At 34.9% G+C, this 22,262-nt stretch carries 16 protein-coding genes; 9 read left to right on the forward strand and 7 right to left on the reverse strand.

The window, feature by feature from the left end; translation table 11 throughout:
• The first annotated feature begins 3 nt into the window (after positions 1–3).
• Positions 4–2,103 (forward strand): OmpA family protein, encoded by a 2,100-nt coding sequence (locus tag AAC601_RS07910; protein WP_340152967.1) that lies wholly within the window; start codon positions 4–6, stop codon positions 2,101–2,103.
• Positions 2,104–2,108: 5 nt separating this feature from the next.
• Positions 2,109–4,271 carry a hypothetical protein gene (locus tag AAC601_RS07915; RefSeq protein WP_303268567.1) on the forward strand — a complete coding sequence of 721 codons (2,163 nt, stop codon included), beginning with the start codon at positions 2,109–2,111 and terminating at the stop codon, positions 4,269–4,271.
• A gap of 44 nt (positions 4,272–4,315) precedes the next feature.
• Here AAC601_RS07915 and AAC601_RS07920 read toward each other — a convergent pair whose 3' ends face one another.
• The gene (locus AAC601_RS07920; RefSeq protein ID WP_303268569.1) at positions 4,316–4,900 is read right to left on the reverse strand and encodes a porin family protein; all 585 of its coding nucleotides are present in this window, start codon (positions 4,898–4,900) and stop codon (positions 4,316–4,318) included.
• 73 nt (positions 4,901–4,973) lie between these two features.
• On the opposite strand from AAC601_RS07920, the gene AAC601_RS07925 reads away from it, so the two are divergent.
• The 6 genes from AAC601_RS07925 (at position 4,974) to AAC601_RS07950 (ending at position 11,883) form a co-directional block, all read left to right on the forward strand.
• A complete protein-coding gene (locus tag AAC601_RS07925; RefSeq protein ID WP_340152968.1) occupies positions 4,974–6,095 on the forward strand; it encodes a pyridoxal phosphate-dependent aminotransferase family protein in 1,122 nt (373 codons plus the stop codon).
• Positions 6,092–6,700 carry a dethiobiotin synthase gene (gene bioD, locus AAC601_RS07930; RefSeq protein ID WP_340152969.1) on the forward strand — a complete coding sequence of 203 codons (609 nt, stop codon included), beginning with the start codon at positions 6,092–6,094 and terminating at the stop codon, positions 6,698–6,700. Before AAC601_RS07925 ends, bioD begins: the two co-directional genes overlap by 4 nt.
• Entirely contained in the window at positions 6,697–7,971 is a 1,275-nt protein-coding gene (gene bioA, locus AAC601_RS07935) for an adenosylmethionine--8-amino-7-oxononanoate transaminase (RefSeq protein ID WP_340152970.1), read from the forward strand. The genes bioD and bioA overlap by 4 nt, the downstream gene beginning before the upstream one ends.
• A 185-nt stretch (positions 7,972–8,156) precedes the next feature.
• Positions 8,157–10,427 carry a UvrD-helicase domain-containing protein gene (locus AAC601_RS07940; protein WP_303268576.1) on the forward strand — a complete coding sequence of 757 codons (2,271 nt, stop codon included), beginning with the start codon at positions 8,157–8,159 and terminating at the stop codon, positions 10,425–10,427.
• Positions 10,428–10,628: 201 nt separating this feature from the next.
• Positions 10,629–11,135, forward strand: a complete 507-nt coding sequence (locus AAC601_RS07945) for a hypothetical protein (RefSeq protein WP_340152971.1) — start codon at positions 10,629–10,631, stop codon at positions 11,133–11,135.
• Between the two features lie 241 nt (positions 11,136–11,376).
• The gene (locus tag AAC601_RS07950; RefSeq protein ID WP_303268578.1) at positions 11,377–11,883 is read left to right on the forward strand and encodes a hypothetical protein; all 507 of its coding nucleotides are present in this window, start codon (positions 11,377–11,379) and stop codon (positions 11,881–11,883) included.
• Between the two features lie 152 nt (positions 11,884–12,035).
• On the opposite strand, the gene AAC601_RS07955 is transcribed toward AAC601_RS07950, so the two are convergent.
• From AAC601_RS07955 to AAC601_RS07975, 5 genes are all read right to left on the reverse strand, one after another.
• On the reverse strand, positions 12,036–13,610 hold the full coding sequence (locus tag AAC601_RS07955) for an NFACT RNA binding domain-containing protein (protein ID WP_340152972.1): 1,575 nt from the start codon (positions 13,608–13,610) through the stop codon (positions 12,036–12,038).
• A gap of 1 nt (position 13,611) precedes the next feature.
• On the reverse strand, positions 13,612–14,373 hold the full coding sequence (locus AAC601_RS07960) for an MBL fold metallo-hydrolase (protein ID WP_303268582.1): 762 nt from the start codon (positions 14,371–14,373) through the stop codon (positions 13,612–13,614).
• On the reverse strand, positions 14,370–14,645 hold the full coding sequence (locus tag AAC601_RS07965) for a hypothetical protein (protein WP_303268583.1): 276 nt from the start codon (positions 14,643–14,645) through the stop codon (positions 14,370–14,372). The genes AAC601_RS07960 and AAC601_RS07965 overlap by 4 nt, the downstream gene beginning before the upstream one ends.
• An 89-nt stretch (positions 14,646–14,734) precedes the next feature.
• Positions 14,735–15,112, reverse strand: a complete 378-nt coding sequence (locus AAC601_RS07970; RefSeq protein WP_303268584.1) for a response regulator — start codon at positions 15,110–15,112, stop codon at positions 14,735–14,737.
• A 1-nt stretch (position 15,113) separates the two neighbouring features.
• On the reverse strand, positions 15,114–18,392 hold the full coding sequence (locus AAC601_RS07975; RefSeq protein WP_303268586.1) for a PAS domain S-box protein: 3,279 nt from the start codon (positions 18,390–18,392) through the stop codon (positions 15,114–15,116).
• Positions 18,393–18,447: 55 nt separating this feature from the next.
• Here AAC601_RS07975 and miaA point away from each other — a divergent pair, with 55 nt between their 5' ends.
• Positions 18,448–19,359 (forward strand): tRNA (adenosine(37)-N6)-dimethylallyltransferase MiaA, encoded by a 912-nt coding sequence (gene miaA / locus AAC601_RS07980; RefSeq protein ID WP_303268588.1) that lies wholly within the window; start codon positions 18,448–18,450, stop codon positions 19,357–19,359.
• Between the two features lie 203 nt (positions 19,360–19,562).
• Here miaA and AAC601_RS07985 read toward each other — a convergent pair whose 3' ends face one another.
• On the reverse strand, positions 19,563–21,791 hold the full coding sequence (locus AAC601_RS07985; RefSeq protein WP_340152973.1) for a helix-turn-helix domain-containing protein: 2,229 nt from the start codon (positions 21,789–21,791) through the stop codon (positions 19,563–19,565).
• Positions 21,792–22,262: the final 471 nt, after the last annotated feature.

Below are 22,262 nucleotides of genomic sequence, written 5' to 3' on the forward strand. Positions count from 1 at the left end.
ACTATGAAGAATTGTAAAAAAATATTCTTATTTATTATATTTTCTTTGTCGAGCTTTCTGGGGTTATCACAATCCCAAAAAGATTCTCTGGAGCAGGTGCTTGATTCAATTTACCCGAAGCAGATAGTGAGTGAAATCAGCACAGAAAATTTCACAGAGTATGCGCCCAGCATTAGTGCAAACGGTAGAACTCTAATTTATGAATCTAATAAAGATGGGTCTTGGAAATTATACTTGACTAGAGAGGAAAACGGTTCATGGGCCGATGAAATATCATTAGATAGTATCAATAATTTTGGGGATTCTGTAGATGTGATCAGCGGACCAAATTTCAGCTATGATGGCAATAGAATTTATTTTCATGCCTCCTTTGATGGTGGACAAGGCTCGGAGGATATTTATTATTCAGAAAGAATCGGGGATAGCTGGTCTAAACCTCAAAATTTGGGGCCAGATGTAAATACCAGAAGCTTTGAAGGTTTCCCAACAATAACAACTGATGGAAAGACCTTGTACTTCGCCAGAAACAGTAAAAATACACCATCGGGTGTTTCAGAATTTTGTTACGAATTATATGTTACTCAAAAGACAGATTCTGGATGGACAGAACCTAGAATTTTACCCTATCCTGTTAATTTAGGATGCGAAAAAGCTCCAAAAATTATGGCGGATAATAGGACCCTGATTTTTGCATCGCTAAGAGAAGGGGGAATGGGAGGTTTTGATTTATACCAAACACAATTGAATGCAGATGGTGATTGGAAAAGCCCAGTGCCTCTTCAGTATGTGAATACAACAGATAACGATCTTTTCTCTTGTATTTCTGCTTCTGGAGATATCATGTATTTTTCTAAAAAAGATGATATTTATAGTGTAGAAATCCCTGAGGAATACCGGCAATTTCAAAATGTTACGATTCAAGGTTTAATAAGGGATGCGGATAGTCAAAGTCCACTCACAGCCTCTTTAAGAATCACTGATGCCAATACCTCTGAATTGATTACTAGTTTCGACAACAATCCTTCCGATGGTTATTATTCAATTGTGCTTTCAGCAGGAAGAGCCTACAACCTGGAGGTGAAAAAAGAGGACTTTAGCAGTGCCCTTTATTATTATGATCTACGAGACATAGAAAGTTACCAAGAATATGAAAAGAATATTGATCTGTTCACTACTGCACATTTAAATGTAAACATTTACGATATTGAATTATATGATCCTTTAAAATCCACGATCACAGTGAAAAATGATGTAGGTAGAACTATTGATGTGGTGGAGTCTGACGGTGAAAACTGGAAGACGAGAGTTAATTTACCTATTGGAAGTGCATACAATATTGAGGTTGAAAGCGAGAATTTCAAACCTAAAAGCTTTTCAATTGATTTAAGAGGCCTGATTTTGTACCGAGAATATGAACAGGATATTGAATTGGTTCCCGAGAAAGTAGGGGTGCCTATAAACGTCAATGATTTGTTGAGTGGTGGATCTGTGTCTTCATCACAATTGATTATCAGAAATAAAACAAGAAATGAGGAGATTGTTATTTCAGGAAACCAAACTATTAATCTACGAGTAGGAGATCGATACATGGTGGAAGCTTCTAGTGATAGGGGGTATGCTTTTAATTCTACAGAGATTGGAATTACAAAAGAGGGGAAATTGCAAACAATAGATGAGAAAACAGGGGAGATCTTGGAAGACAGCAAAGGGGTAGAATTGAAATTACAACCCTTAGCAAAAGATGCTAACCTGACCTTAAAGGATATTTATTTTGAGTCAAATTCTTCCGATTTATTCGAAAGCAGTTTTGAGGAGCTGGACAGAGTTATAAAATTAATGCAATCTTATCCAAGCATGAAAATTGAAATCGCTGCTCACACTGATGATATTGGAGCAGCTCTATATAATGTACGGCTTTCTAAAGAAAGAGCCAATAGTGTTATTGCCTATATTACAAGTAATGGTGTCAACGAAGAAAGATTGATTTCTGAAGGATATGGCGAATCAAATCCCGTGGTTACTAATGACTCTGAAGAAAATAGGGCTAAAAACCGAAGAGTGGAATTGAAAATTTTGGATATTAAGTTGGCTCAAAACGATTAAGGAATATGCAAAGATTTATATATATCATATCGCTTTTAATTTTATTGCCAAATGTGATTTATGCTCAAGTTGAATTGGATTATGAGGACGACATTAATCCCTACTTTTTGGGTGATAGTAGCGAATTAGTTTTTCCACTTCTGTTCGATTTCTTCAAAAATAATAATGATCATCCTGCTACTAATATACAACTAGCCATGATGTTCGAAGAGCGTTATATAAATGCTCACCCTATTTCCGATTATGAAGCTGCCATTTCCAATGCGGGAAGAGCAAAACTGCTATTTGGTCGTGCAAGAGATTTAATTGATGATAAAGAGGTCAGAAGAAATGCCTGGCATTATCCCAATTTCACTAATGAATTTAAAAGAAATGGGAAGCCAGTTGTTGAATTCGAAGCGATCCAAATTGTACATCAAAAGGGTTTAAAGGAGGCGGATTCTTTTCTTACATACATGCCACCAATTTATCAGAATTTCATGAAGATGGTGGAGCAATATGACTTAGCTTCCAAAAATTTTGTGAGAATTAATGGAGATTATAGCTCATTAAAAGATATCTATCTATTATATGACGATGAATTGGAAACTCGATTTGAGTTGATTAAAGCTAGTTACGATTCAACACTTTATTATTTCAAAAAGTATAAAGAAGCAGCAAATGCCTATCCCCCATTTGATTTGAATCAAAAATTGACATTTAATGATATTCAAACCTATAGATTAGATGGCTTGGTCATCCAAACAGAATTTTTGGTTGATAACATTCAGTTATGGGATTATGCTACATGGGTTAATCAAGTGAAAAACATTATAAATTCCGAAATAGGTCAATTAAGAAATGACATTGAAACTATTGAAGATAAACTTGAAAATAGCTTTTCACAAATGAGAAATTGGCAGCCGAATGATTCAATTGATGTTGACCCAATTGAGAAGAAAGCAATTTATAAAATTAGAAAGTATGATTTGAATTCTCCTGTTGCAAATGTTTTTCAATATAAAGACGATAAACTTGATTTATTAAATGAGCAAAAGAATTTGTCCGTATATGATACCGCCAGTGAGATTTCCTTTCAAGTGAAGTTGTATTCAATAAATAGGGTTTTTCAACAAACTATTACGCTTGAGAATGATCTTAATAAATATGGAAGTGAGCTCATTGCTAGTAACTTAAATAAGAATAAGGATTTTTACGAGAAGTATTACAATGGAACTGAAGACTTTAAAACGTACTTTAAATCAGAAGCTACAGAATTGCTCAATATTAGAGGTGAAACAGCCAATAGATTAAAAACGCAGATTATAGATCAGTTCGAAAGTCCTTTTACTCAAGAAATACCGAGCTATAAGGGATTAAATTACAAATGGCAAAACCCTATGAATGATTATGATTCCTTGGAGAAAAATATAGCATACATCAATTTTTCCAAAACCAATGTGAATGATTTAGAATATATCGGAGGTTATTATTTAAATACGGACAGTGTCCCGCAAGCATTTTATGCTGCAAAGAATGGATCCAAAATCCAATGGTACAATGCAGTTCCATCAAAATATGAGTCCAATAGCGCATGGCAAAATGTTACGAACATAAATGTTGTGGGAGGCGGTGATTTAAATTATTTACTTTTTGAGAGCCATATAGATTCTTTGGATTTTGTGAATCACATTATACTGTCCAATGAAAAGGGTGAGATTAAGAATGATATTCTGATTGACACTCAAGAAAAACCTGTTGAATTAATTTCATTACGGAATAGCAATATGCAAATGGCTTTTTATCAAGGAGATGGATTAGGGGATGTTGTGTGGCCTAGTTTTATGACTGTAGTCAAATTCCATCCCGATAGTTCCGAATATGCCAGCAAGCAAATTGATATAAATGGGAAATTTGAAGGTGTTTTTCAAACCGATGCAGGAATTGTCTTGGTTTCTTCTTCAGAGGATGGCAAAAATTTCTATTCATCTCTTTTTGACAGTGATTTAAATAGCGTGAAGAAAAATTCATTTTCTTTTACAGAAGTTTTAAAAATTAAATATGCTTATCAAATTAGTGAAAGTAGCTTGCATTTATTGAATGAAAGGGGTGAGCCAGGACATATTGTTCTTACTGATGGGTTAGAATTACGTTATTCTGATATTCCGCTAAGTCAGGACGGTATATAAAAAAAGGCAAGTAAGAAGGCTCTTACTTGCCTTACTTTGACTAATTAAAGTAGTTTCAAACCAACGCTTAACATGATTTGGTTGATTTTCACTTTCGCTTCATCCTCTCCTAAGACGGCTTGATTACTTAGATTACCTTCATATCTTAAATCGACAGTAAGCTTTGAAATATCTAAACCAATTCCTGCCTGATATGCAAAAACTGCATTTTTATATTCTGATACTGAATTATCAAAATCAACTTCATCGCCAAGATTAAAACTTGCAACTGGCCCTGCGTTTACTCTGAAAGGCCCCATTTTCCAGCCAAATAAAATTGGCATATCGATTTTATTTTGGTCAAACTCAAGAGTTTTTACATCATTTGGATCAGAAGCATCTGTATATTCTCCATTTACGGAATTGAAATAGGCTTCTGGTTGTATGTAAAATCCTGTAATTTTAATTCTGGCAAATACCCCACCATGGTAACTGTACTTGGCATCCCCGGCTTGGTAAGCGTCTACATTATCCTTTAAACTTAAGGTGGTATTACTAATTCCTAATTTAGGACCAATAGTAAAAATTTGTGCCTTTGCACTTATCCCAATAAAAAATAATAATGCGGTTAATGTTAAAATCCTCTTCATCTTCATTAATTTTAGTGTTTGAATTTGTATAACGTTTTTTAAGATAAATGTTATACTTTCACCGATTAATTCCATGAATAATAAGACGAAAGGAGAATCACATTTAGAAAATATATTAGCTAAAAGAAAAGGATTTGGTGGATATCGCTATCTGAAAAAAATTGATAAGGATTTAATCGATTTCAGTTCCAATGATTATTTAGGATTAGCTAAAATTAATGAGATAAATAGCATACCCTCAAAATTCGTGGATAATGGCGCTGCAGGCTCAAGATTGTTAAGTGGAAATAAATATTACCATGAAGAATTGGAGAATCATTTGTCAGGTTTTTTTAATGCTCGGGCTTCTTTAATATTCAATTCAGGTTATATGGCCAATTTGGGTGTGTTATCTTCTGTTCCTCAAAAAGGGGATACCGTTTTAATGGATGAGCTTTCGCATATTTGCATTAAGGAAGGTGTTAGATTAAGCAGGGCCAAATATTTTAATTTTAAGCATAATGATTTAAACGATTTGGAATTAAAGCTTCAAAAGGCTGAAGGCAATAAATTTATAGTTGTGGAATCCGTGTATTCTATGGACGGAGATCAAGCTCCTTTAAAAGAAATAGTGAATTTGGCGGATCGATATGAAGCTGCAATCATCGTGGATGAGGCGCATTCAACAGGTTTATATGGAGAAAGCGGATTTGGATTATGCTGTGAATTGGGAATTGAAGATGATATATTGGCTCGAATTTATACCTTCGGAAAGGCCACGGGTGCACATGGTGCGGCTGTTTGCGGGAGTGAAATTTTGAAAGAGTATCTGATTAATTACAGCAGACAGTTTATTTACACCACTGCTTTACCATATCACAGTATTGCATCTATTCAAAATGCGTTAGAATATCGAAAGCATCACCCGGAACTTTGGGAAAAACTTAAAGACAATATAGAGTTATTCAGAAGTAATCTCCACCCTTCAATTCCAAAATTGGATAGTTTTCACCCCGTACAAGGAATTATTTGGGATAGTTCAGAAAACACTATTGAATTTTCTAAGTATTTAAATGAGTTGGGATTCGACATCAGACCGATTTTGAGTCCGACTGTACCAAAAGGAAAAGAAAGGGTCAGGATATGCCTGCATGCTTTCAATTCTGAGGAAGAAATTACAAATTTGTGTCATCGTATCAATCAGTATTTTCAATGAACTACTTTATAACAGCAATAGGCACTGACAGTGGTAAATCACTTTTTAGTGCCATAATTTGTGAGGCCTTGGAAGCCGATTATTGGAAACCTATTCAAGCAGGATATCCGCGGGATACTGATTATGTTGGAGGCTTATTAAGCAATTTAAAGTCAGATTTGATTCCAGAGAAATACGTCCTTAATACTCCTGCATCACCACATTATGCTGCTGAAATCGATAAGGTCAGATTAGAAGTCGAAGATTTTGACATCCCAAAAACTGATAATGATCATTTGGTTATTGAAGGGGCTGGCGGGGTCTTGGTTCCCATAAATGAAAATGAATTTGTAATTGACTTCCCTCAAAAATGGGGTGTATCTGTGATTTTGGTAGCAAATCTATATCTGGGGAGCATCAATCATTCTTTATTGACTATTAATGAGTTGAATAGAAGAGGGGTGGAGGTGAAAGGCATTGTATTTAATGGGGCTTCAAATCCGGCAAGTGAAGACATTATTTTGAAACATAGTGGCTATCCTTGTTTGTTGAGAATACAAGAGGAAAAAGAGATTAATCATGAAGTGGTCAGAAGATACGCAGCTGAATTAAAAAAGAATTTATGAACTGGTTAGAAAGAGATAGTGAGAGTATCTGGCATCCATTTACACAATTGGTCAATGGATTTGAACATATCATGGTGCAGAAAGCAGAAGGGATGTATCTGCATACTTCAGATGGTAGAAAAATCATGGATGCCATTTCCAGTTGGTGGGTGAATTTACATGGACATAGCCATCCTAAGATTGCCGAAGCTGTTGCAAAACAGGCTCAAAATTTGGAACATGTTATTTTTGCAGGTTTTACACATCAGCCCGCGATTGAATTAGCAGAGAAATTACTTTCTATTTTACCTGAAAATCAATCTAAAATATTTTATTCTGATAATGGGAGTACCGCAAATGAAGTTGCCTTGAAAATAGCATTTCAGTATTGGTATAACAAAGGAAACGAAGAGCGTAAAAAAGTAATCGCTTTTGAAGGTGCTTACCATGGCGATACTTTTGGTGCAATGTCTGTAGGGGACAGAGGTCCCTTTTCTGCTCCCTTTTCACCTTTCTTGTTTGAAGTGGAATTCCTGCCTATGCCAACTCAGGGTAAGGATGATGAACTAATTCAGCAATTTTATCAATTAGTAGATTCAGGGCAGGTAGCGGCTTTTATTTTTGAACCATTAGTTTTGGGTTCAGCAGGGATGAAAATGTATTCTGCCGAACTACTAGATAAACTTATTAATATTGCTCAAGAGCATGATGTGATTTGCATTGCAGATGAGGTATTTACAGGTTTTGGAAGAACAGGCAAATATTTCGCTTCTGACTATTTGGGAAATAAGCCCGATATATTTTGTCTTTCTAAAGGCTTAACGGGCGGAACCATGGCTTTAGGCGTTACTTCGTGTACAGCTAAAATTATGGATCCTTATAAAAGTACCGATATCATGAAAACCTTTTTTCATGGTCATAGCTTTACAGCGAACCCTATAGCATGTGCAGCGTCCATTGCCAGTTTTGATTTGTTAACTGAAGATTATACTCGAAATCAGATATTGAAAATAAGTCAATGGCAAAGCGATTTTAATGCGCAAATATCGAAGCATCCTAAAGTGCTAAATAGCCGAGTATTAGGAACCATATTTGCTTTAGAGCTGAAAACGGATTCAGATACTTCATATGTGAATGAAGTACGTCATAAACTTTACCCTTTCTTTTTGGAGCGGGATATTTTACTCCGTCCTCTTGGAAATGTAATTTATATTTTGCCTCCTTATATCATCAAAAAAGAGGAGATTGATATGGTTTATGAAGCGGTGGAAGAGATGTTGGATAGTTTGTAGGCTTTGTTAGAGTAAGTTTACCAAGGCATATTTCTGTTTTTTATTTATGTAGAATATATGCAAATATAATTTTATACTGGCATGCTCGGTATTTACATTGAATTTCTCCGCTCGCACCAAAATTATTTTCGATATTTCCTCTCCCTTTGCGATGCTCCTTGGCAATTAGATTATAAATTTGTCCTATGGATTATTTAAGTCATTTGAATCCCCCGCAGAGAGAAGGCGTTGAGAATCTAGAAGGCCCTACTATGATTATTGCAGGTGCTGGTTCTGGAAAAACTAGAGTGCTAACATACAGAATTGCCCACCTGATTACGACTAAAAATGTGGACCCATTTAGCATTTTAGCATTAACTTTTACCAATAAAGCTGCACGTGAAATGCGTGATAGGATTGAAAGGGTAGTGGGAACGGACGCCAGAAATCTATGGATGGGTACCTTCCACTCAGTTTTTGCCAGAATTCTTAGGGCGGAAGGTGATAAATTGGGTTACCCTAGCAATTTCACTATTTATGATACTGAAGATTCAAAATCACTGATCAGAGCCATTGTAAGGGAAATGGGCTTGGATGATAAGGTTTATAAACAAAACATAATTTATAATAGAATTTCAGGGGCTAAGAATAATCTGGTTTCGTGGCAGAATTATATGAACAATTCTGTTTATGTCTCGGAAGATGAGCAAGCGCAAAAGCCCAAGATGGGGGCTATTTATAAGGAGTATGTCCAACGATGCTTTCGCTCTGGAGCTATGGATTTTGATGATCTTTTGTTCAATACTAATGTACTTTTTCGTGATCACTTAGATGTGCTTAATAAGTACCAGCAGCGATTTAAATATGTGATGATTGATGAGTTTCAGGATACCAATATTTCTCAATATTTGATAACTAAAAGACTTTCATCGGTCCATCAGAATATTTGTGTAGTAGGGGATGATGCTCAAAGTATTTATGCATTCCGAGGAGCCAATATTCAGAATATCTTAAACTTTGAAAAAGATTATCCTGATTTAAGGGTGATAAAATTGGAGCAAAATTATAGAAGTACTCAAAATATAGTGAATGCAGCAAATTCTGTAATTCTGAAAAACTCGGCTCAGCTGAAGAAAAACATTTGGACGCAGAATGATGATGGGGAGTTGGTGCACCTTATTAAATCTACTTCGGATAATGAAGAAGGAAGATTAGTGGCTTCTTCTATTTTTGAAGATAAGAATAATAAAAAGCTTGAAAATAAAGATTTCGCCATACTCTATAGAACAAACAGCCAATCACGTGCTATGGAGGAAGCTTTAAGGAAAAGTAATATTCCGTACAGAATTTATGGTGGTTTATCATTTTACCAAAGGAAGGAAATCAAAGATTTACTAGCATATCTACGTTTCACAATTAATCACAATGATGAGCAATCATTTAGAAGGATCATTAATTTACCGAAAAGAGGGATAGGTGCCTCGTCAGTTGATAAGATTGTTGTAGGAGCTTATGAAAATGAGCTTGGGATTTGGGAAGTATTGCAAAAGAGCCAAAGAGTATTGCCAAGTCGAGCGGCCAATGCGGTTGATAATTTTGTAACCCTCATTAAATCATTTAAGATTAGATTGGAAAAAGCTGATGCATATGATACTGCAGCATTTATTGCTAAACAAAGCGGCTTGTTGAAGGAATTATATGATGATAAGACTATTGAAGGCTTAAATCGATACGAAAACGTTCAAGAGTTGCTTAATGCTATTAAAGAGTTTGTGGATGACGAGCAGCAGGAAGATAAATCCTTAGAAGCATTTATAGCAGATGTTGCTTTACTCACAGATGCTGATAATGAGGATAAAGAAAATAATGATCATGTTAATTTAATGACTATTCACTCTGCTAAAGGCTTAGAGTTTAAACACGTATTTATCGTGGGAATGGAAGAAGATTTATTTCCTTCACAAATGATGTTGAACAGCCGTGCAGACCTAGAGGAGGAGAGAAGGTTGTTTTATGTTGCGCTAACAAGGGCAATGGAGAAAGTCACTTTAAGCTACGCTCTAACCCGTTATCGCTTTGGTCGATTGAAAAATTGTGAACCTAGCCGTTTTATTGAAGAAATTGACCCAGAATTCGTTAAGGTAGATAGAAAGTTCAACCGTTCCGAACCAATGGGCAATTTGAATAACGGCAGTAGTAATAGCGTATACGCCAAGAATTTGGTTGCCCAACGAAAGACGGAAAGAAAGGCAGTTCCGCCTGGCAAGAAACTGCATACTCCATCACCCGATTTCGCACCCAGTGATACTAGGTCTTTAGATGCCGGTATGAAAGTCGAACATCCTAAATTTGGTTTTGGTGAAGTTAAGAAAATGGATGTTCAGGGAGCTAATAGAAAAGCCACAATCGAATTTGAGAATTTTGGCGAAAAAACACTTCTTTTGACTTTTGCTAAACTACGGATTTTGGAGGATTGAGGTAGCTTTAAAAAGATCGATTGCGAAAGTATTTAATTGGTCCTGATGGTTCTCTTCCATACCATATCCCGCAATTGTACATTATAAGTTTTAAATTCTTTCTACGTAAATCACTTAGTCTAAATTTCCGCATTGCCCTAATGTTTGGCAGTGGGAATCTTGTGACATTTGAATATAAATAAAAACCAAAATTCAATTGTTATGAAAACGTATCCAAATATCTTAAAGCCGGTTAAGCAGTATGTACTTGTAGGAATCATAGTTATGATTACTTTGTTTGGTTTAACGCTGAAAGCAAATGCTCAAAGTACATTATTAACTAATAGTGTTGAAAAAATCAATAATTCCATTACTGTTCAATTGGTGGATTATGATTATGACATAATAATTCCGAAAGTTAAGATTGAGGAATTGAATTCTATAAAAGATGCGGTATTTAATCAATTGGTATATGTTGCTGATGGCAGTAGCGGATATTACTTTTACATGGGTGCAGAATGGGAAAAGCAAAACATTAGAGAGGTATTTGAACTAATTGGAGTTAATTTAAATATTCAAAATCCAGATGCTGAGAGCTTGATCTTAGTGGCTTCTGAGGATGAAACCAGAGCATTATTGGATTATAATCATCATGTTAAAAATATTTATCAGGATTTTGTATTTGATGCTGCAAGTAATGATTTAGCAATAAATTTAGAGAGAGAATAGTTTTTTATTTTTTGTTGGTTTTAGAAGTCAATGCGAGATCTCGCATTGACTTTTTTTGTGCCTTGTAGTTAATTCCTTCTGGTGTTTTCAAGATTTTAAAACGATGGACAGAGGTGTTAAATAGCTATCATTGGTAGAAATTAGGTAAATCACCTAATCTAAATTTCCGCATTGTCCCAATGTTTGGCAGTGGGAATCTTGTGACATTTGAATATAAATAAAAAAGCAAAATTCAATTGTTATGAAAACGTATCCAAATATCTTAAAGCCGGTTAAGCAGTATGTACTTGTAGGAATCATAGTTATGATTACTTTGTTTGGTTTAACGCTGAAAGCAAATGCTCAAAGTACATTATTAACTAATAGTGTTGAAAAAATCAATAATTCCATTACTGTTCAATTGGTGGATTATGATTATGACATAATAATTCCGAAAGTTAAGATTGAGGAATTGAATTCTATAAAAGATGCGGTATTTAATCAATTGGTATATGTTGCTGATGGCAGTAGCGGATATTACTTTTACATGGGTGCAGAATGGGAAAAGCAAAACATTAGAGAGGTATTTGAACTAATTGGAGTTAATTTAAATATTCAAAATCCAGATGCTGAGAGCTTGATCTTAGTGGCTTCTGAGGATGAAACCAGAGCATTATTGGATTATAATCATCATGTTAAAAATATTTATCAGGATTTTGTATTTGATGCTGTGAGTAATGATTTAGCAATAAATATAGAGAGGGAATAGTTTTTTTAGTGATTGATCTGGGGCTATCTAAAATAGCTTTACAACTGTACAATAGAAAAAATATTTAAATGGCATCAGAGATACTTTGATACCATTTCTTTTTTGTGGAGTTTTTAGGCCTGATAAGTACGCCTTTGGTCATTGCTTTTACTCTAATTTTTCTTTGTGGTTTCAATCCACCAAGCTTCGGGTTTTACTAAAATCGTATCTTCTTTATCCACATGCACTAAACCTGGAGGTAGGCCTTTAGGCTTTCTAACATATTTCTTAGGCGTTACAATGACTGGGCTTAAGCTATCTGATTTTCTTTTTGAGTAGAATGCGGCAGCTTGTGCGGCTTTTTCTACAACTAACGGAGGAAATGGTTTACTGCTCTGTTGTTTGATAACCACATGAGAACCTGTAACGTCTTTGGCATGCAGCCATAAATCATTCTTCTTGGCGAATTTTAAAGTCAGTTCATCATTTTCTCTAGCCCCTTTCCCAACTAAAATGGTAAATCCGGCATATTCGAACTTTTTGTAAGGTACTTTTAATTCAACTTGAGCTCTTTCCTTCTGCGGATTTTGTTTAATTAATTTCTTGATAGATTTGATGTCCTCTGCAGCATTAACATCAGATAACTTATGCTCTACTTCTTTCAATTCTAACTCTTTCTGTTTGATGGAAGCTTCTAGCTGCTCGAGTTCAATTTTCTGATTTTTTGATTTTCTATAAAGGTTTTCGGCATTTTTTTGCGTACTTAAATGCGATTTTAGAGGTATTATAATATTTTGATTAGTATAAAAATTGAAAAGCTCAACCTCTTTGGCGTGTGGTGGGATTTGATGCATATTTGCCATTAATATATCAGCTAATTGATTATAGCCAGGTTTTTCAAGCACTTCTTCGAGCTTTTGGTTTGATTTTTTGATGTAGTTAATGCTCTGATTCCTTTGCTTTTCCAACTGCTTGGCAAGTCGCTTTTTCTCTTTTCGTATGAAATTTTCTTTGGAGTAGGTATAATAGAATTGAGTGATACCTTCTAAGCAACTATCCTCTTCTTTTATAATATCTCCAAGTTTGAATAGTGAAAAATGAATTTCATCATTCCATAAAATGGTATAGAATTTATTAGGATTTCTAATGTCTGACTCTAGTAAAGAAATGATTTCCCATTGCTCTTCTAATTCTTTTTCATTGAGCCTAATACTTTGAAAATATTGTTTAATGAGTTTTCCGAAAGTCGGAAATAGCTTTTGGTAGTTACCATCAAATTGGAAGAAAGCCTCCTTTACTTGATCAATAGGCCTGTCTAATTCATTTAATTGAAGTTCTAAATCTTGTGGAAAGCTGTTTCTAAATAGTTCAAATGCTTTTTCTGATTCAAAACCAATGATATTTGAGCGATTCCCATGCATTTTAAATAATAATGCGTAGTTGTCTTCAAAGTGGATTGCAAAACATCTTTCATTTTCAAATTGCTGTATAGATTCTACTTTCCTGCCAATAAACTCAGGGAATAAATCCACGCTATTGCTTTTTGTTCTGGCAAATTGATTAGGAAAACTTAAACAAGAAAACTCAGGTAGTAAGGAGGCCTTGATGTAAAAATCTCCTGATACATTACTGAACCCTAAAATTAATTCATCTCGACTCTGACTAAAACAAGCCAATAATTCAGTCTTGCTTATTTTAGCCTCTAATTCTTTTGATAATTGTCGAAACACATAATAGTTATTATGCATTTTAAAGTTCTATTTGAAGTCCATCATAAGCCAATTTCATACCCTCAGGTAGTTCTTCTTCTACATTTTTATGCAAACCTATTCTGTGACCCATATGAATAAAATAGGCTTGTGGAATCTCCAGTTCTTCGACCATAGCTACAGCTTGCTCAAGATTGAAATGCGAAAGATGTGTTTTTTTCTGCAATGCACTTAACACAACTACTTTACTTCCTTTAATTTTATGCTTTTCCTCATCTGGGATGTGGTTAACATCAGTAATATAGGTGAAATCCTTGATTCGATATCCAAAAACCGGAAGCTGATGGTGCATCACATTAATGGGTACGATGTCTATTCCTTCAATTTGAAATGGCTTGTTTTCAATTTCGCACAGTTGAACCTTAGGTATTCCTGGATATTTATTCTTGGCAAAGATGTATGAAAATTCTCTCTGAATTTGTTCTAACACTTGCTTTCTGCCATATACTGGCATATCCATTTTTTGCTTAAAATTATATGATCTAACATCATCTAAACCTGCTGTATGATCTTTATGTTCATGGGTATACACAACAGCATCCAAGTGATTAATTCGTTCTCTAAGCATTTGAGTCCTAAAATCAGGGCCAGTATCGAAAACGAAACTTTTGTTTTCTATTTCAATATGAATGCTAGTTCTTAATCTTTTATCCCGGTAATCTAGTGATTGGCATACTTCGCAATCACATGCTATTACGGGAACCCCCTGCGATGTTCCTGTTCCTAGAAATGTTACCTTCAAAGTGCTAGTTCTGTTTGTTGCAGTTCTAAATAGAAATTTTTGTTTTTATCACCTAGTGTCTTGGTGTCTAATTCAATATTTTTAAGGATATCCACTAAGCAATTGATCTTGCCTTCTGTATCAAAAAATTTATTGATAATGACGATGCTTTGATCTTTCAATACACAGTAACCAGATTTGAAATTTCCTTTTTCATATCTTAACATGTAATCAGATTCTGAAAACACATCTTCTAATTTGTTGAGGAATGATTTTGTGTATTTGACCTGCATATTTAAAGTTTAAAATTTAATTACACACCTTTTAACCTATGTACTAATTACAATCTAATTAATAATAAGTTTGTTCAGTTAAAGCATGATTAATTGGTTAATTTTTTCACAGTTTCTACCAATTGGTCAAAATTCAGTGGTTTTTGCAAATACTCATTGATGCCAGCTTCTTTAAAATCTTCAATACTGTAGTTTTTCGCATTACCAGTAATAGCTATTATTGGGATCGAGGATTTTGATTTGTCATTCAATGCTCTAATCGCTCTAGTACATTCCATTCCATCCATTTTAGGCATATTAATGTCCATTAAAATAATGTCGAAAGTATCTGACTCTAAGGCCTTCAATACTTGTTCCCCGTTTTTAGCGGAATGGATGCTGTAATTTTGCATCATTAGAATTTTTTTGGTAAGGTTTTGGATTACCGAGCTGTCTTCTGCAATAAGTACTTTCTTAGTTTCTGCCATCTTATTTTAATATTGACTGATAATTGTTGGTAAATTTATTAAAATTATCTAACAAATGATTTAAGTCCTTCATTAGCTTTTCGGTTTTTTCTTTTTTTAAGTCGGATTCTATTTTTTTTGCCTGTTCTTCTAAGGAGCGAATACCTAATGTTCCAGCATTTCCTTTAAGTGTATGCAAATTATTTAATATTTTCTCCATATCCGAGGTCTTTTCTGCATTTATACTCTCTAATATCAAACTTTTTGCTTCAATTTCAAACTCTTCAAAGAAGGATTTGATAGTCGGTTTGTCAGCGTATTTGCTAAGCTGCTGAAGCGTTTTTTTATCTATTAATTCAAGTTCATTACCATTGCTCGTTTTTGGTGTATTCTCTTCAGAATTACTACTTTTAGACGTGAATCCAGGTAAATTCTGTTGAATAACATCCAATAATATACTAGAGACAATGGGTTTGGCTAAGTAATCGTCCATGCCCATATCTAAAAATCGCTGACGGTCTTCCTTCATCGAGTAAGCAGTCATAGCCACTATTGGCGGAATCGCTTTTGAAAGTTTCTTAATCTCTTTTGTAGCAGTTACTCCATCCATAATAGGCATTTGAATATCCATTAAAATCAGATCATACTCATTATTTTTAACCTTCTCTATAGCTGCAGGGCCACTGAAAGCCAGGTCGGTTTTGAAGCCCGATTTCATAAGGATTTGGCTGGCAACTTGCCTGTTGATGGTGTTATCATCGACAATCAAAATTTTAGGGGCATTGTTACTTTCAAAAGTCAATCTTGAACTCTTAGGGATATTTTGCTTACTGTTCTCAAATTCTTCAATTTCTGCAACGCTTGGTTCTTCTCCCATTAAGGTAAACCAGAATACACTGCCTTCATCCGGTTCTGAACTGACTCCGATTTGTCCGCCCATTAAACTGCTTAATTGTTTTGAAATAGCAAGTCCCAAGCCAGTCCCGCTAAACGATTTGGTACTGGAATTGTCAACCTGAGTAAAGAGTTTGAATAATTGTTGTTGGTCATTTTCTGATATCCCTATACCAGTATCTTCAACAGCAATTCTGTATAAATTATCTTTGATCTCCTTAGAAATATGTAATAAAACTCGTCCCTTCTTCTCCGTAAACTTTAATGCATTCGAAGTTAAATTAGAAACAATTTGGATGATCCTTGTTTCATCTATTTTTAGATATTTGGGAATTTCACTATCGATTTTAAAGCTTAAATCAATTGATTTTTGCATGGCTTGTTGGCTGAAAAGATTTAAGACTTTCTCAAAAATGGATTTGACATCGGTAACATGAGTTTGTATTTTCATTTTACCCGCTTCAATTTTGCTCAAATCCAATATATCATTTAAAATCGTCAGTAAGGTCTCTGATGACTTCTTAATAGTATATACAAAGTTCATTTGCTCAGGATTCAGCTGAGTTTGGGACAGCAAATCTACCATCCCAATGACACCGTTCATGGGAGTTCTTATTTCGTGACTCATATTAGCAAGAAATTGTTCTTTTACTTTTAATGAGTTTTCAGCAACATTTTTAGCATGTAATAGCTCTCTGTTGGCTTGCTTTAGTTTAGTAATATCTCGTGCCACACCTTCAATTGTCACTTCTCTACTGTCTTTATCCCGAACAAGACGTACGTTACAAATGCAATTTATCAGTCTCCCGTCTCGAGTAATTAAGGTGGCTTCAAAGTTTTGCACTCTTCTCCTGGATACTAATTTCTTTAATAAATCTTTCGTTTTTTTAGTGTACAGGTAATAATTGGTTACATTATTTCCCGTCACTTCATCTTGCTCATATCCAATATTTTCTTTTACTGAGGGGCTAATTAAAATAATTTCACCATTGAATCGGCAGTTAAAATAAATATCTTGAAAGGATTCAAAAATATTTCTGAATTTCAATTCACTTTTCTGAATATTTAGCGCGTTAATTTTCTTTTCTGTAATATCATGGGCAATTCCTGATAGTCCTGTGATTTCGCCACTTTCAGTAAAAATTGGATTAAGATAAATTTCTTTCCAAACGGCATCGTTTTCCTGCGTATTAGGAAGTTCTATCTCAAAATTTAAAGTTTCCCCGTTTAAACACTGAGTGAATTTCTGTTCCCAAAACCCATAGGCTTCTAAAGGGATCATAGAATTGATGAACTTACCAGTTAGATCAGAATTTATTTTAGGTTTAAAATTAAAATATTTTAAGAACTCGTATTCAAAATTTGCATTAAATGAAGTTAATCTAAAGTCTTTGTTTATAGACCATATAATATGGTTGCTGCTGTTGAAGATTGATTGGAGTCGAGCTGCTTGCGTACTGATTTTTTCTTCAATAAATTTTCTTTCTACCGACAGCAATACCTGATTGGAAATGAAGTTTAGTAATTTCAAATCTCGGTTCTGAAATGCATTTTCATCTCTGTAGCTTTGAACACCGATAACTCCAGGTGTTCCTTTTTCGGTTTGGAAGGGGACACCTAGAAATGCTTTCGGAATTGTACCATATTGATTGATTTTTCCTTCAAGAATCAAATCCATTATGTCGGATTCCTTCATGAGAACTGATTTTTTCTGATGGTAGATATACTCACAGAGCCCCTTTTTGTACCCAAAGGATGTGGATTTAGGAGAGTCTTCAATAAATTCATCATGAATATAAGGGAAGAACAACTCTTGCTTTTCAAACCTGAATTGAGCAATGAAAAAATTATCTGCATCCAATGCTTCTTTTAGTTTTTCATGGATGCCCTTAAATAGTCCATCTAGGTCAGCGCTTTTCAAGGTCAGATTGGTGATTTCATAGAAAAGATTCTGAGCTTTCTGTGCATGGATTTGGTTTGTGATGTCCTGAAAGTTGGCAATTACATTTCTGTTACTTAAATTTTTTAACAAAATTCCTGTAACATGAATTTTATCATTATTCTTCGAGCTCAGCCTTAATTCTACCAACTCCTGGCTTTTATCCCGCATTACTCTTTCAACAGCATCTTGAAACTTATGCCAATCATCAGGAAAAATAATATCTCTTATAAATATGTGTTTTAAATCCTGATTCGAATAGGCAAGACTTTTGCGCCAATTTTTGTTTGTTTTTACAATGCGACCATCCTCAGTGAACTCCATACTCAAATCAATTCCTTCTTCTGGGAACACGCTGTTTTCCAGGTGTCTGGAATTTTTTAGCAAATATTTGTTTTGGTAGAGTGCTAAGCGCAATTTCTCTACTTCTTTTATTAGTTGTTCTTTATCGTATTTTTGTAAATCCAAAATTCTTAATTTTATATCTCAATTTACACCATTAAGATCAATTTAAATATCAAATTTGACTAAAAAATCAAAAACCATAGTGATAGTGGCAGGGCCAACCGCAGTGGGCAAAACTTCAGTATCTATTCTTTTGGCAAAACGATTAAAGTCTGAAATAATTTCAGCTGATTCTCGTCAATTCTATAAGGAGATGGAGATTGGAACAGCTAAACCTACTCAGCTAGAAATGGACGGAATTCCACATCATTTTATAAATTCGCTTAGTATTCATGATGAATATAATGTCGGACAATTTGAAAAGGATGCTTTGAAATTATTGGACGACTTATTTATGAAACATGATTTGATTTTGGTAGTCGGAGGTTCTGGCCTTTATGTAAAAGCTCTTTGCGAGGGAATTGATGAAATGCCTGTAATTCCAACAGAAATTAGAGAGGAACTCAATGAAGAATATGCTGAAAAGGGAATTGAACATTTGCAAAATGAACTGGTAATAGCTGATCCGGAATATTATGAAATTGTAGACCAGCATAATCCGCAACGATTAATTAGAGCTTTAGAGCTTTATCGTGCAACTGGCAAGAACATGAGCTTTTATAGAGCCCAAGAAAATGCAGTTGATAGACCATTTAATATCATAAAAATAGGTTTAGAGCGCCCTAGAGAAGAACTATACGATAGAATTAATTTAAGAATGGATCAAATGATTTCTGAAGGATTATTTGAAGAAGCTGAAGCACTTTACCCATACAAACATCTTTATGCAATGCAAACAGTGGGCTATTCTGAAATATTTGGTTATCTGGAAGGAGAATATGATAGAGCAGAAGCAGTGAGATTGCTAAAAAGAAATAGCCGGAGATATGCTAAAAGGCAATTAACTTGGTTTAAAAGAGATCCAGAATTCACTTGGTTTTCGGCAGATGAAAAAGATGCAGTGATCGCTTTTCTTCAAAAAATGAGCTGACCTAGATTGACGTGATTACAAATTGGCAGGCTTTCAACTGAACTCAACTAGTTTTATGCTTTTTTTAACTGAGCAGTTAGTTTCGAGTTTTCAAGAATTCAAATGACCGACCCCCAGCATGGAACGCTGTTGCGTTCATATCCCATCTATCATTCCACACAGGTCATGTGTTCAAAGGTGATGGATTGTTTCTCCTTTGGAGATTAAGGGGCTTTTTCCTTCTGATTATTTTTCTTGAAGTGACCCCATGCGATTTTAATTTCATTGTAAGTGAATTCATCACCCAATCTAGCTTTTACATCTGCACTTCCTTTTACCTCATCCAGTGCCATCACTTGGCATATTTGGTCCAGCTTGGTAGCATCCATTAAATCAGTTGCATCAATATCTCCACTTTCAATATATTGAGCTAAATGTCCTAAGATCGTTCCATGAACGAAATCTCTCTTAGCTGCAATTTCATCAATGCTTAATCCTTCCTTGAATAAGGAAAATGAAACTTCCGCTGTGGGTGTTTTATCTTTCTTCGCTTTCTTTTTCTTTGACTTAGATTCTTTTTTCTGTTCCTCAAAGGTCGAAGACTGATGTAAATCCTTTTTAGATAAAATACGGTTCTCTGCAGCTGCTTTTACCAGCATGGCGGTTTTACTGATTTGTAGAAGCTGTGATTTCAATTGCTCCGTAATGCTTTCTAGCTCCTTTAGATAAGATTTGACTTTACTTTGGTTGGAGGTGTCAATCAAATGTGCTTTAAATGAATCAAACAAATCTTTGACTTTAGGTTTGAAATAGTCTTCTGCACTATTGACTCTCTCAGCTAACTCAGACAAGTAGTCGTCTTTGGCTTCATAATGAGCTAATGAACTTTGGAATTTCAGCCCCACGGTGGAGAGCTCTTCTAACTGTTCCTTTTTTTCTCTTGTCCAATTGGCGTATTGTTGTTTTAAGGACCGATTCTCACTTTTGTTGAAACTGCCCAAATGAATATTCAGCTCCTTCATTAAGCTTTGAAAATCAAAAGTCTCTCTTGCTTTACTGAACAAAAATGCTTTTCTGTCTGATTCTAGATTCTGATTAAGGGCTGTAGGATCTTTTTTATTGTCCTCGAATTGACGAAGATTTTTGTCTAGTTCAAATGGAATATTACTTATGGGTTCTGATAGAATCAATCCATTTAAACCAGTTAATCTTGAAAGTGCAACGTACATTTGCCCAGGTGCAAAGCTATCGGATAAATCTAGGATGGCCTTTTCAAAAGTTAAGCCTTGCGATTTATGAACTGTAATTGCCCATGCCAATTTTAAAGGGAACTGCTTAAAAGTTCCTAGCCACTTTTCTTGTAACTCATTGGTGGACTTATCCAAACTATATCGCTGGTTCATCCATTCGTATCTTTCTACTGTTACTTCATCTTTAGGATCTTTCAGTTTTACTTTTATTGTTTCTTCATTCATCTCGGATATCTCACCGATTTTCCCGTTGAAGTACCTTGCTTCTCCGCTGCTGTCATTTTTTATGAACATGACCTGAGCCCCGATTTTAAAGTTTAGTTTATCAGGGATTGGGAACATATTTTCGGGGAAATCACCTTCGATTTCAGCTGTGTAACTTTGCTCTTCTCCATCAAGAGACTTTAACGACTTTTCATTGAGTAGATCCGCCTTGCGATTGTGAGTAGTGATATGGATGTAGCCCTCTCTTTGGGATCCTTCCACGTCTTTCTCGTAGTGCTGATTAAGCATTTGGATATCAGTGTCAGAGAGATGATTATCTCGTAATCGGTTTAAAATGGACGTGAATTCAGGGTCAGACTGCCGGAAGATTTTGTCCAGTTCAATATAGACCATTTCCGTTTTCTGTAAAGCTAGAGCCTCGAAGAAATAGCCTGTTTTATAGTAATTATTTAAGTATTGCCATTCGTGCTGGCGAATCACGGGCGGAAGTTGATTCAAGTCCCCAATAAACATGATTTGTAAGCCACCGAAAGGTTGATGGTTCTTTCTCACCATTCGTAAGATCAAATCCATGCAATCCAGTATATCAGCCCTTAACATACTGACCTCATCTATGATCAGTAACTCTAGATTTTTGATAATCTGACGTTTATTGCCATACATTTTAAATTGTTGCAGGAATGTTTTTGGCGTATTAATTTGTTCAGTGGTTCGGCTGAAATCTACTCCATTATCTTCAGGGATGAAAGTGCCAAATGGAAGTTGGAGTAGGGAATGTAAAGTTACTCCTTTTGCATTTATTGCTGCAATTCCGGTAGGGGCAGCTACGGCTACATTTTTGTAGGTATTGTTTATAATATAGCGCAGCAAAGTAGTTTTTCCACTACCAGCCTTACCTGTTAAAAAGATCAAGCGATTGGTAGTGTTTACATAGCGGACGGCAATTTTGGCAATATCGGTTAGCTTGTGTTGGGACATATTATTTGTGGGTTTTGGTTCTAGTTTAAGTGTAAAAGTAGGAAAAATGGGTTTTTTAGAAAAATAGGGGAGGTGGAAATTTTTGGATTGATGAAATTCCTCTTTTTAAAGGATTCATTTGCAATCGGATGTTTAGCTATTAAAAGTACCAATGTCTTTCATCAAAAATGATCCAAATGAATGCTTAGTGTTTCTACACTTGCCAATATAAATCTGTGCGTCATACCTGTGAAGACAGGGATCAATTGATTTTAACCTAAAGTTAAAATATGAAATAGTGAGTTGTAGCAAATGAATCAAGCTTTTCATCATTTCTCTCTGGTATAAATTGAAATTTGCACCCATTTTACACATGTTTTCTCTATTCTATCGCAGAACAAAACCGCATAATATTTTCCAAACCACCACAAAACCACAACTCAAATCCCAACCTCATAAAATATAATTTTTACAATATCCTTTCCTAACGAA

It is taken from the genome of uncultured Marivirga sp., from assembly GCF_963974845.1.
Taxonomy (GTDB): domain Bacteria; phylum Bacteroidota; class Bacteroidia; order Cytophagales; family Cyclobacteriaceae; genus Marivirga; species Marivirga harenae.

Coding starts and splice junctions, on each gene's coding strand:
- AAC601_RS07950 (WP_303268578.1), top strand. CDS start 11,377: ATGAAAACGTATCCAAATATCTTAAAGCCGGTTAAGCAGTATGTACTT.
- AAC601_RS07945 (WP_340152971.1), top strand. CDS start 10,629: ATGAAAACGTATCCAAATATCTTAAAGCCGGTTAAGCAGTATGTACTT.
- AAC601_RS07955 (WP_340152972.1), bottom strand. CDS start 13,610: ATGCATAATAACTATTATGTGTTTCGACAATTATCAAAAGAATTAGAG.
- bioD (WP_340152969.1), top strand. CDS start 6,092: ATGAACTACTTTATAACAGCAATAGGCACTGACAGTGGTAAATCACTT.
- AAC601_RS07940 (WP_303268576.1), top strand. CDS start 8,157: ATGGATTATTTAAGTCATTTGAATCCCCCGCAGAGAGAAGGCGTTGAG.
- AAC601_RS07920 (WP_303268569.1), bottom strand. CDS start 4,900: ATGAAGAGGATTTTAACATTAACCGCATTATTATTTTTTATTGGGATA.
- AAC601_RS07915 (WP_303268567.1), top strand. CDS start 2,109: ATGCAAAGATTTATATATATCATATCGCTTTTAATTTTATTGCCAAAT.
- AAC601_RS07985 (WP_340152973.1), bottom strand. CDS start 21,791: ATGTCCCAACACAAGCTAACCGATATTGCCAAAATTGCCGTCCGCTAT.
- AAC601_RS07970 (WP_303268584.1), bottom strand. CDS start 15,112: ATGGCAGAAACTAAGAAAGTACTTATTGCAGAAGACAGCTCGGTAATC.
- AAC601_RS07910 (WP_340152967.1), top strand. CDS start 4: ATGAAGAATTGTAAAAAAATATTCTTATTTATTATATTTTCTTTGTCG.
- AAC601_RS07925 (WP_340152968.1), top strand. CDS start 4,974: ATGAATAATAAGACGAAAGGAGAATCACATTTAGAAAATATATTAGCT.
- AAC601_RS07965 (WP_303268583.1), bottom strand. CDS start 14,645: ATGCAGGTCAAATACACAAAATCATTCCTCAACAAATTAGAAGATGTG.
- bioA (WP_340152970.1), top strand. CDS start 6,697: ATGAACTGGTTAGAAAGAGATAGTGAGAGTATCTGGCATCCATTTACA.